General features: G+C 68.4%; 9 protein-coding genes. 6 read left to right on the forward strand and 3 right to left on the reverse strand.

What is annotated here, in order from left to right:
* Nucleotides 1-154: 154 nt before the first annotated feature.
* Nucleotides 155-937 (forward strand): alpha/beta hydrolase, encoded by a 783-nt coding sequence (locus tag AB0F41_RS22960; protein WP_357426987.1) that lies wholly within the window; start codon nt 155-157, stop codon nt 935-937.
* A gap of 7 nt (nt 938-944) precedes the next feature.
* Here AB0F41_RS22960 and AB0F41_RS22965 read toward each other — a convergent pair whose 3' ends face one another.
* Together AB0F41_RS22965 and AB0F41_RS22970 are read right to left on the reverse strand one after the other, a co-directional pair.
* The gene (locus tag AB0F41_RS22965) at nt 945-1,709 is read right to left on the reverse strand and encodes a crotonase/enoyl-CoA hydratase family protein (protein WP_357426989.1); all 765 of its coding nucleotides are present in this window, start codon (nt 1,707-1,709) and stop codon (nt 945-947) included.
* The gene (locus AB0F41_RS22970; protein ID WP_357426991.1) at nt 1,706-3,229 is read right to left on the reverse strand and encodes an acetyl-CoA acetyltransferase; all 1,524 of its coding nucleotides are present in this window, start codon (nt 3,227-3,229) and stop codon (nt 1,706-1,708) included. Before AB0F41_RS22970 ends, AB0F41_RS22965 begins: the two co-directional genes overlap by 4 nt.
* A gap of 329 nt (nt 3,230-3,558) precedes the next feature.
* Here AB0F41_RS22970 and AB0F41_RS22975 point away from each other — a divergent pair, with 329 nt between their 5' ends.
* The 3 genes from AB0F41_RS22975 to AB0F41_RS22985 all read left to right on the forward strand — a co-directional run bounded on the left by AB0F41_RS22975 (nt 3,559) and on the right by AB0F41_RS22985 (nt 6,679).
* A complete protein-coding gene (locus AB0F41_RS22975; protein ID WP_357426993.1) occupies nt 3,559-4,641 on the forward strand; it encodes a DUF4185 domain-containing protein in 1,083 nt (360 codons plus the stop codon).
* 81 nt (nt 4,642-4,722) lie between these two features.
* Nucleotides 4,723-5,967: an erythromycin esterase family protein gene (locus AB0F41_RS22980; RefSeq protein WP_357426995.1), complete on the forward strand. Its 1,245-nt coding sequence runs from the start codon at nt 4,723-4,725 to the stop codon at nt 5,965-5,967.
* Between the two features lie 43 nt (nt 5,968-6,010).
* Complete coding sequence (locus AB0F41_RS22985; protein WP_357426997.1) at nt 6,011-6,679, forward strand: class I SAM-dependent methyltransferase; 669 nt, start codon at nt 6,011-6,013, stop codon at nt 6,677-6,679.
* A 66-nt stretch (nt 6,680-6,745) separates the two neighbouring features.
* Here AB0F41_RS22985 and AB0F41_RS22990 read toward each other — a convergent pair whose 3' ends face one another.
* Nucleotides 6,746-7,369, reverse strand: coding sequence for an alpha/beta family hydrolase (locus AB0F41_RS22990; protein WP_357426999.1), 624 nt, complete (start codon nt 7,367-7,369; stop codon nt 6,746-6,748).
* 283 nt (nt 7,370-7,652) lie between these two features.
* Between AB0F41_RS22990 and AB0F41_RS22995 the strand changes: the two genes are divergently transcribed.
* Together AB0F41_RS22995 and AB0F41_RS23000 are read left to right on the forward strand one after the other, a co-directional pair.
* Entirely contained in the window at nt 7,653-9,488 is a 1,836-nt protein-coding gene (locus AB0F41_RS22995; RefSeq protein WP_357427005.1) for an acyl-CoA dehydrogenase, read from the forward strand.
* A 272-nt stretch (nt 9,489-9,760) separates the two neighbouring features.
* Entirely contained in the window at nt 9,761-10,465 is a 705-nt protein-coding gene (locus tag AB0F41_RS23000; RefSeq protein WP_357427001.1) for an MspA family porin, read from the forward strand.
* The last annotated feature ends 329 nt before the right edge of the window (nt 10,466-10,794 follow it).

Consider the following 10,794-nt stretch of genomic DNA (forward strand, 5'->3'; position numbering starts at 1 on the left):
GCGCTGTGTCATGCCCGCTTGCGTCATGCCCGCTTGCGCGCGAGCGCGGAGCCGCCACGGCGTGCAGCCGCGACAGTCCCGCGCGAGACGAACTGAGGGCCCATGCCTGCTGTTAGGGTTGTCCGGAATCCCGTATCGATCGGAAGAGCCGGAAATGACGACCCTCGAGCACCATCGTGAAGGTAGCGGCGCACCTCTCGTTCTGGTGCACGGGGTGGGTAGCAGATGGCAGGTGTGGGAACCGATCATCGGCACCCTGGCCGAGCGCTTCGAGGTGATCGCGGTGGATCTGCCCGGGTTCGGCGGTTCGGCTCCGCTGCCGCGCACCACCGTCGACACCCTCACCGATGCGCTCGCCGATTTCCTGGCCGCCGAAGGTATCGAGAAACCCCACCTCGCGGGCAACTCCATGGGCGGCGGAATCTGCCTGAACCTGGGCGCGCGCGGCCTCGCCCGTTCGGTGACCGCGTATTCGCCGATCTTCTTCTGGGACACACCGGGCCGGATCTGGTGCCAGCGGTCGCTGGGGCAGTCCAAAACCCTGGGCCGGCTGCTCGGACCGGCGGTACCGAAGCTGCTGGCCACCCCGGCGGGACGGACCGCCTTCCTGGGCCTGGTGTTCGGTAAGCCCTGGGCAGTTACGCCGCAGGTCGCACTGGACACCGCGAACGGGGCCATCCACTCCCTGGGATTCGCGCCCGCGCTGGCCTCCTTCACCGACGCGAAACTGCACGACCCCGCGGCCCTCGCCGATCTTCCGGTGACGATCGCCTGGGGTAACCGGGACATCCTGCTCACCTATGCGACCCAGAGTCGCCGGGCACGCGCGGTACTGCCGCACGCCCGGCACATCACGCTGGCAGGCAGCGGTCATACCCCGTTCTACGACGACCCCGTCGCCTGCGCCCGGGTCCTGCTGGAACAGGCGGCACACTAGCGGGCGATCAGCGCCCCTGCCAGACGGGATCGCGCTTCTCGGCGAAGGCCAGCGCCCCCTCCGCGGCATCCTTGGACACCAGGGCGGGCAGGGCTATCTCGCCCTGTTTGGCGAATCCCTCGGCCGCGGTCCAGTCCGGCGTCTCATCGATGATCCGCTTGCTCGCCGCCACCGCCAGCGGCGCCGCCGCGGCGATCTCGCCGGCCAGTTCCAACGCGACCTCGAGCGCCTCCCCCGGTTCGGTCACCCGGTTCACCAGGCCCAGCTGATACAGCCGCTCCGCGCTGATACGACCGCCGGTCAGCGCCAGTTCCGCCGCCGTACTGCGCGGCAGCCGCTGGGTCAGCCGCATCACGCCGCCGGCCGCCGCCACCAGACCCCGCTTCACCTCCGGGAGCCCGAATTTCGCGTCCCGGGCGGCCACGATCAGATCACCGGAGAGCGCCAGCTCGAAACCACCGGCGAGCGCGAAACCCTCGACGGCCGAGATCATCGGCTTCACCGGCGGTTTCGCGGTGATACCCAGCGGTCCGCGGCGTTCGGTGATCGGCACCTCGCCGCGCGACATGGCGATCAGATCCATACCGGCGCTGAAGGTGCCGTCCGCGCCGGTGAGCACCAGGACCCGGGCCGTATCGTCGGCCTCGAATTCGTCGATCGCGGCCTCGATCGCCTTCGCGGTCGCCAGGTCTACGGCATTGCGCGCCGCGGGCCGGTTCACCGTGAGCACGGTGATCGCGTCACACCGGTCCAGGAGCACGGATTCGGTCATCGGGCGGTCCTCTCGCTGAGCAGCCTGAAACGATCTGCGGCGGTGATATCGATGGTGGCGCCCAAGCGGTCGCCGGCGGTGCAGGCGGCGATCGTCTCGCTGTCGGTCGCCCGGACAAGTATGCGGGCCCCGGCCGGGTTGAGCGCACTCACCACGACCGCTTCGGGTTCGTCACCGTCGGCGCCCTTGCGATACGGGACCGTGTAGGCCTCGACGACCGCCGGGCCGGTGTAGCCGGGAGCGGTATCGCGCCGGGCCACCGGGACCTCGGCCTCGACCGGAGCGAACAGTTCCGCGGGCGGGCGCGCCGAGTACACGCCGACGCCGTGCTTGGTGATGTACCAGCCGAGCGCGGTGGTCAGGCCGTAGTCGTCCGGATTGCGGCGCAGGACCTGCGCCATGGCGGCGATACCGTGGGTGCTGTAGTTGTTGCCCGGCCCGCCGCCGAAGGTGAGACCACCGGTCACGGTGAGGGGTCGCGCGAGATCGTCGATCGGCAGGCCCAGCGCCGCGGCGCCGACCTGTACGGCCACCGGGAAGCAGGAGTACAGGTCGATATGGGCGATATCGTCGATGCCCACTCCGGCGCCCGCCAGCGCCGCGCGCCCGGCCGCCGCGATCGCCGGAGAAGCGGCCAGCTCGGTGCGCTCGGAGATGAACCAGGTATCGGTGGCGGTCGCGCCGCCGTGCGGGAAGATCCACAGATCCCGCGGTACCCCCGCGGCATCGGCCGCGGCGGCGCTGCACAGGATGAGACCCGCCCCTTGATCCACCGTCAGATTCGCCATCAGGAGCTTGGGGTAGGGCGTACAGACCATACGGTTGTCCGGCCCCGTGGTGACCAGTTCGGACACCGTACGCGCGGCCGGCAGCCACGCGTACGGGTTACCGGCGGCGACCTCGGAGAATCGCGACCACAGCCCGCCGATCCGGGCCAGATGCGATTCCTGGTCCAGGCCGAGCCGGTTGCGCATCGCCGATTCCATCAGCGCGTACACGAAGATCGGGCCCCAGAGTCCGGCGGCGGTCTCCATCGCGGTGTTCGGCGCGTCGTCGGAGCCGACCACCAGGCCGGGCCGGGCGGTCGCGTCCTGTTCCAGCCAGTCCGGCTCGGTTCCCGCTTTCTTGGCAACGTTCCATGAGGCCACCGCCTCGGCACCGCAGATCAGCGCGATATCGGTCTTACCGGCCGCGATCTCGCCGCCCAGCAGGTTCAGCAGACGCTGCGGGGCGTCGCCGCCGTAGCGGGCGGATTGCACCGTCCGTTTCGGCGTGATGCCCAGTTCGGCCGCCACGAGGGAACCCAGATCGGGATAGGTGCGGCTGACCGGAGACACCGAGGCGATCACATCGGCCGAACGCAACAACGCATCACCGGCCCCACTGTCGGCGGCGGCCCGGCGCAGGGATTCCGCCGCCAGCTCCACCGGGCCGGGCAGGCCGGCTTCACCGGGCCGGTGCACGATCTGACCGGCCCCGACGAGCACCGGTGTGCGCGGGTCCATTCCGGCTGGCAGCATGTGTCCTCCGCTTCCTCGCTGAAGTAACCCGCTGAAATGCGCGGTTAACTTCTCGATTAGACCATGTAGTGGTCTATGCCGCTGGGGGCCGGACTTTCCACCGGCGAACCGCCGCGGCTCCACGATCGGACCGGATCCGCCGGTAACACCTTCGCAGAACCGCGGGGGAATTAGCTGGTCAGGCCGTGTCCACTGCTAACATGTGCCGCGATCTGCGAGCTATTCGAAAATGTGCGCCGCGTATCCGTTCGAGGCGCCCCCCATTTGACCGCGGCGTTTTTACGCAACCCGGAGGTCCGACGGACTTGAAGAGAACCGGATCCATCCTGATGTCTTTGCTGGCGGGCGCATCGGTCGCTCTCCTGGCGGCCACCACACCGGCCGCGGCGAATCCCAACGCCATCAACCCGATACCGGTGCTGAACGGCACCGCCGGACTTCCCCAGTTGCACGGCGCGACCCGGGCGGTTTTCCAGGTAACCGGGATGGCGAGCCCCAACAGCACCCACAACTACAACATGCTGGGCACCGATCTCGGCATCATGTGGGACAACGAGAAAGGCGAAATGCTCACCGCTTTCGGCGATACCGCCGGAGTCGGTTTCCCCAATCTACTCGCCGGCAGTATGTGGGCGTGGCGCAGCAATGTGCTGGTCCGAAGCCATACCCAAGACCCCCGGCACGGGATCTTCTTCGACAGCGTGGTACGCGATGTTTTCGGTCAGGCCCGCGATCTGATCCCCAGCCCGAAGATTCCGCTGCTGGAGATCAGCCGTATTCCGACGGCCGGGATATCGGTGGGCGGCGTACAGTACATGAGCCTGATGTCGGTCAAGACCTGGGACACCCCCGGAGAATGGACCACGAATTACTCGGGGCTCGCAGCCTCGTCCGACAATGGCGAAACCTGGGCCGATCTGGCTTTCACCCGGCGGCCCAACGAGGGCGCGAACCGCAATTTCCAGATGAATGCCTTCGTGAAGGAAGGCGGGTTCGTCTACGTTTACGGGACCGCGTCGGGTCGTGACAATGCCGCATATGTCTCCCGCGTCCGCGAACCCGATATCCAGAACCTGGGCGCCTACGAATACTGGGACGGCGGGGCCTGGAAACACGGCGATGTGAATGCCGCGCGACCGATTATGCACGGCGTCGGGGAACTATCGGTGATGTGGAATGACCACCTGGGGCAGTTCGTCTCGCTGACCACGGATCCGTTCAATTCGGTGGTTATGCGTACCGCGCCGGCGCCGGCCGGGCCGTGGAGCGAACCACGGGTACTGATCGATGCCCGGGAATTGCCGACGGCCTACGCCCCGTCGATATTCCCGTACCAGACCGGTAGCGATCTGTATTTCATGACCACCGTGCACAACCAGTACAACGTTGTCCTGATGCGCACCCGGCTGTGAGCACGGAATCCTCCTCTTGACCTGAAGCATTATTGAGGTACAAGGCTGGTCCGCGACGCCCACTCGCGACCAGGAGGACCCATGACCAGCACCGCCCCATCCAGTAGCACCGACGCGGTTTCCGAATGGTTGCGCGGCGCGGCCCGGCCGATACACGGCACCGGGCCCGCCGGCACCGGATCGGATCTGCGGCCGCTGACCGACCGCCTGGCCACCGCCCGGGTGGTCGGTCTCGGCGAATCCACCCGCTTCTCCCGCCAGACCTACGGCGTCCGGGATCGGATCCTGCGGACCCTGGTGACCGAGCACGGTTTCCGCGCGCTCGCCCTGCAGGACAGCGCCCGCTCCGGAGCGCGCATGGACGCCTATGTGCGCACCGGCGCGGGCGATCCCGTCGGCGCGCTCGCCGAGGCCTGGCGTCCACTACGCACCGCCGAAACCGCCGCGACCCTCGAATGGATACGGCACTACAACGTCGCGCATCCCGGCGACCAGGTCGAAGTGTTCGGGGTGCAACCCCCGGCCGCCGGACCCGCGGACTACGACGCGGTCCTCACCTACGCCGCGGCCCGGGCGCCGGATCGCCTCGCCGAGCTGGAATCCCAGCTGACCCCGATCCGCACCGCGCACCGGATCGACGAACATATCCAGCGCCACCGCGGGATCCATCCCGGCCGCCCATTCGCCGAAGACGCGCGGAACGCGCTCGCGCTGGTGGAGTCACTGCCGGCCGACGGCGACGCGGCGGCCGACCACACCGCGGCACTGGACCACGCCCGGCTGATCGTGGCGTTCCATGAGAACAGTGTCGCCGGGCGCGGCGGTTTCGGCGGCGACGACGGCGGATCGGCGCAGACCCTGATCGACCGGTACGACACCACCGGCGCGCGGATCGTCTACTGGGACGGAATCGGCCACACCGCCGGGACCGAGCTGCGGACCGGCGGCGCGACCCTGATGCGCGGCGAGGGAAGTCGCCTACGCGCCCACTTCGGCGCGGACTACGTCTCGGTGGCGATCGGATTCCATCACGGCGACCTCGGTACCGCCGTCGCGCCGGAACCGGAACCCGATCTGGTCGACGCCGCGCTGGGCGAGGTGGACCTGCCCGCCTTCTACCTCGATCTGCGCGCACCGGCGCCGGCGCCGGTGCGCGCGTGGCGAGCGGCTCCGGCGCACCTGCGGGTCATCAGCGGTATGTACGACCCGGCGAAGGACCGGGAAGCGCGCCTGACCGTGGATTCCCTGGCCGATGCGTTCGACATCCTGGTCCACATCCGCGAAACCGCACCCGTGGACTGGCTGCCCGAAATCACCGCCGGTTGAAGACCCGGCCCGGGACAACGGCCACCTCCATACACTGGTCGGCATGAAGGCGGCCGACTGGGATGCGCGGTATGTGCAGAGCGAACTGGTGTGGGGGGCACCACCGAACAACACGGTGGTGGAGTTCGCGCACGGGCTGGACCGGCGCATACCGCTGCTGCCCGGCCCCGACGGGCAGACCCCGGAACTGCCGCGCGCCCTCGACCTCGCCTGCGGAGAAGGCCGTAACGCGCTGTGGCTGGCCACCCACGGCTGGCAGGTGCACGCGGTGGATTTCTCCCAGGTCGGAATCGATAAGGGCCGCACGGTGGCGACGCGGCTGACCCGGTCGATCCGGGAGCGGATCACCTGGCAGTGTGCCGATCTCACCGAACCGGGCGTCGATATCGGCGGCCCCTACGAGCTGGTGCTCATGGTTTTCCTCCATCTGACGGCCGCACAGCGCCGCGAGATGGTCCGGCGGGCGGCCGATCTGCTCACCCCCGGCGGGATGCTGCTGGTACTGGGACACGACAGTGCGAATCCGGCACAGGGGCACGGGGGGCCACAGGACCCGGAGATCCTGTTCACCCCCGAGGATGTGGTCGCCGACCTGGGCGCCGATTCCGGACTCGAGGTGGATACGGCCCGGCAGGTGCTGCGGCCGACCGAGGCCGGTGACGCGATCGATGCCCTGGTCGTCGCGACGAAACCCGCGCCACGGGCTCAATAGTCGCCGAGCGCCTGCGTGATGAGCCGGCCGAGGTTTTGAGCGTCCCGCGACGCCACCGTATGACGGTCAGGCGCGCCAGCGCTCGAACCAGGGCACCAGCGTTTCCGCGATCGTGTCGAAACCCTTCCGGAAAGAGTGGGGCTGGCCGGGTATCACCTTGACCTCCGCGGCGTCGGCGGCGTCCGGAATACCGAAAGGGTCGCTCCCACCGTTGATCACCACCACGTCGGCGGCTCCCGCCGCGAGTAGTTCGTCACGCCGTGATTTCTCCGGCTTTCCCGGGGGATGCAGCGGAAAGGACACCGCGACGATCGCGCGGGCGCCGAGTTCGGTGGCGGTCCGGCAGGCGACGCGGGCACCGTTGCTGCGTCCGCCGAGTACCAGCGGCAGCTCCCGGCCGGTGCCGGAGTCCGGCTTCCGGCCGATTTCGGCACGCAGCGCGCGCACCAGTTCGATCCACGCGCGGTCCTGGGGTTCGGGTTTACCCGGAGCGCACCGGCCCGCCACCCGATAGGGCTGTAGTACCCGGGCGACCACCCCACCGGCGGCCAGCGCGGTATCGCGCACGGTCAGGATGTCGGGGGAATCCACTCCGCCCCCGGCGCCGTGCGTGAATACCAGCAGGAACGCCGGTTCGTCGGGGTGGTCGATCTCGGCCTCGGCGGGCCCGGAGCTCGTCTCGATCCGCACGCCTCACCCTAACCAGCCGGGCTCCGAGCTTTCGTGAACACGCCGCCGACCTGCGACGGAACCGGTCCGGGGCAGCCTCGTAGGGATGCCTGCCGCCCCCGGCCTGTTCATCACGTCACAAAGCGCCCCGGCGCAATTGCCGAGCGCCTTACCCGTCGGTAATATACTCAGTAAAGTTACCCGCGAGTAGCATGCCGCCTTCCGGTAGCTACCCGATGGCAACAACGGGCGGGAACGGCATCCATACCGACCGCACCCGACTCAACGGAGAGTGAGTATCACAATGGGTCATTACAAGAGCAACGTCCGCGACCTGGAGTTCAACCTCTTCGAGGTACTCGGCCTCGGCAGCATCCTCGACTCCGGCGCCTACGGCGACCTGGACGCCGACACCGTCAAGGAGATGCTCAACGAGGTGCGTCGCCTGGCCGAGGGACCGCTGGGCGAATCCTTCGCCGACGCCGACCGCAACCCCCCGGTCTTCGACCCCGAGACCCATACGGTCACCCTCCCCGAGTCGTTCAAGAAGAGCTACCGGACCCTGCAGGAAGGCGGCTGGGACACCTTCTCCGTCGACCCGGAGCTGGGCGGTATCGATGTCCCGCGTGCCGCCTACTGGGCCATCGCCGAGCTGATTCTGGGCGCGCAGCCCGCAGCCTTCATGTACGCCGCCGGCCCCGGCTTCGCCAATATCTTCTACAACAACGCCACCGAAGAGCAGAAGAAGTGGGCCAAGATCGCCGTCGAGCAGGGCTGGGGCGCCACCATGGTGCTCACCGAGCCCGACGCCGGGTCCGATGTGGGCGCCGGCCGCACCAAGGCGGTCCAGCAGGAGGACGGGTCCTGGCATATCGAGGGTGTGAAGCGCTTCATCACCTCGGCCGACTCCGACGACCTGTTCCCGAACATCATGCACCTGGTGCTCGCCCGCCCCGAGGGCGCGGGCCCGGGCACCAAGGGACTGTCGCTGTTCTTCGTCCCGAAGTTCCACTTCGACCACGAGACCGGCGAACTGGGCGAGCGCAACGGCGTCTTCGTCACCAATGTCGAGCACAAGATGGGCCTGAAGGTTTCGGCCACCTGCGAGGTCACCTTCGGTGGCCACGGTGTTCCGGCCCAGGGCTGGCTCGTGGGCGAGGTCCACCAGGGCATCGCGCAGATGTTCGAGGTCATCGAGCACGCGCGGATGATGGTGGGCACCAAGGCCATCGCCACCCTGTCCACCGGCTACCTCAACGCGCTGGACTACGCCAAGCAGCGCGTACAGGGTGCCGACCTCACCCAGATGAGTGACAAGAGCGCGCCCCGCGTCACCATCACCCACCACCCGGACGTGCGGCGCAGCCTGGCCACCCAGAAGGCCTACGCCGAGGGCCTGCGCGCGGTGTACCTGTACACCGCCGCCCACCAGGACAAAGACGTCGCGGCCGCCGTCTCCGGCGCGGACGCCGATACCGCGGCCCGGGTCAACGACCTGCTGCTGCCGATCGTCAAGGGCGTCGGCTCCGAGCGGGCCTACCAGTACCTGACCGAATCCCTGCAGACCCTGGGCGGTTCCGGCTTCCTGCAGGACTATCCGATCGAGCAGTACATCCGCGACGCCAAGATCGATTCCCTGTACGAGGGCACCACCGCGATCCAGGCGCAGGACTTCTTCTTCCGCAAGATCGCTCGCGACCGCGGCGTGGCCCTGGCCCATGTGGCGGGCCAGGTCCAGAAGTTCATCGACTCCGAGGCGGGCAACGGCCGCCTCAAGGGCGAGCGGAAACTGCTGGCGACCGCCCTCGAGGATGTGCAGGCCATGGCCGCCACCCTCACCGGTCACCTGATGGGCGCCCAGGAACAGACCGACGAGCTGTACAAGGTCGGCCTGGGTTCGGTGCGGTTCCTGCTCTCGGTCGGCGATCTGCTGATCGGCTGGCAGCTGCTGCGCCAGGCCGAGGTCGCCGGCGCGGCCCTCGACGCCGGCGCCGAGGGTGCGGACAAGTCGTTCTACCAGGGTAAAGTCGGCGTAGCGCAGTTCTTCGCCCGAAACATCCTGCCGGAACTGACCGCCACCCGCGCGGTCCTGTCCAACCTGGACAACGACATCATGGAACTCGACGAAGCGGCCTTCTGACCCGACTTCACAGCTCCCGAACAGCGGTCCGGATTCATCCGGGCCGCTGTTTTCGTTGCGGCACACCCCGAATGCGGCACCCGGACCGGGCAGGAGACCGGCCGCGGTGTACCGCGTGCCGCCCACTTCGGCGAATCGCCGGTGCGGTAGAAATACCCGCACCGACCGTATTTGCCGCTAGGTTCGGGGCGCCGCCGCGGGATTCGCGGCGGCGATTCCCCTATGAGTTCGTTTATGAAGTTCCGATTCGATCACCCCTCGACTGGAGCATTATGAACCGCAGGCTCTCCTCCACCCTGTCCACGCTCGCATCGATTCTGGCCGTCACCGCCGGGGGCACCGTTGCCCACGCCGCACCCGGCGAAATCAACTCCGGCGGTACGCGCATGGTCGCGGCCGTCAACGCCAATTCCGTCGTACCGTCGCCCGAAACCGCGCAGGGCGTCCCATTCGTGCACGCGGTCAAGGTATCCGGGGATTTCTCCGTCACCCTCGACAGCACCTCGGCCCTGCGCAGCGGCGAGATCGTCGCCGGTTACCTGGTCGGTTGCGCCGTCGATATCGCCAACGGCATCTCGATCGGAATCTCCCCCAGCGTCGCCGTCGGCGCCTCCATCGCCCCCTCCGTCGGCGTCGATTTCGGCGTCGATCTCGGACTCGCCATCGACGCCCCACCCACCGTCGGCATCGGTGTCGGCGTAGGCGTCGCGGTCCAGCCCTCGGTCGGCGTGGAAAGCGGCCTCGCCGGCGAGCTCGCCGTCAACCTGGCCCCCGGCACCGTGACAGCGGCCGTGATCGGCGCTACCGAACTCGACGAAGAGGCAACTTTCCCCTACACCTTCTCCCACTCCAACACCCCCCTCAACGTCAACGGCTGCCTCTCCCCCGCCTCCGCCATGCCCTTCATCACCGTCCGCGCCGACTCCACCAACACCACAGTCCAGACAACCGGCTACGGCGACCCCTTCATCTTCTAGCGCCCCTCCACGACCGACAGCCCCCACACAACCCGGCCACCCGGCCCAGATCCGGATGCGCCACTCCCTGAACAGCAGACCGCCCGTCACCTAGCGACCACCGGAACCGATCCGAACCGAACACGTCCACAGAACGGGCCACCCGCTCGGTGCCGAGTTCAGCGAGGCCCTGAAAGGGTTCGGCCCGCGTCGCCTGTCAGCCCGCGAGACAATGCGCCGCAGGCGCGAGTATCGCGGCTCCGCAGGTCCGGATCGGCGGCATCCAGGGCGATATCGGCCCCGAATTCGAGCGCCCGCTCCCGCGCGGCGGGCAGTGGGTCGACCGCGAT

Origin of the sequence: Nocardia sp. NPDC024068, from assembly GCF_040638875.1 — a bacterium.
GTDB lineage: Bacteria > Actinomycetota > Actinomycetes > Mycobacteriales > Mycobacteriaceae > Nocardia.

Bases quoted from the DNA above. Each gene is read 5' to 3' on its own strand.
- AB0F41_RS22960 (WP_357426987.1), top strand. From the start codon at position 155: ATGACGACCCTCGAGCACCATCGTGAAGGTAGCGGCGCACCTCTCGTT.
- AB0F41_RS22965 (WP_357426989.1), bottom strand. From the start codon at position 1,709: ATGACCGAATCCGTGCTCCTGGACCGGTGTGACGCGATCACCGTGCTC.
- AB0F41_RS22970 (WP_357426991.1), bottom strand. From the start codon at position 3,229: ATGCTGCCAGCCGGAATGGACCCGCGCACACCGGTGCTCGTCGGGGCC.
- AB0F41_RS22975 (WP_357426993.1), top strand. From the start codon at position 3,559: ATGTCTTTGCTGGCGGGCGCATCGGTCGCTCTCCTGGCGGCCACCACA.
- AB0F41_RS22980 (WP_357426995.1), top strand. From the start codon at position 4,723: ATGACCAGCACCGCCCCATCCAGTAGCACCGACGCGGTTTCCGAATGG.
- AB0F41_RS22985 (WP_357426997.1), top strand. From the start codon at position 6,011: ATGAAGGCGGCCGACTGGGATGCGCGGTATGTGCAGAGCGAACTGGTG.
- AB0F41_RS22995 (WP_357427005.1), top strand. From the start codon at position 7,653: ATGGGTCATTACAAGAGCAACGTCCGCGACCTGGAGTTCAACCTCTTC.
- AB0F41_RS23000 (WP_357427001.1), top strand. From the start codon at position 9,761: ATGAACCGCAGGCTCTCCTCCACCCTGTCCACGCTCGCATCGATTCTG.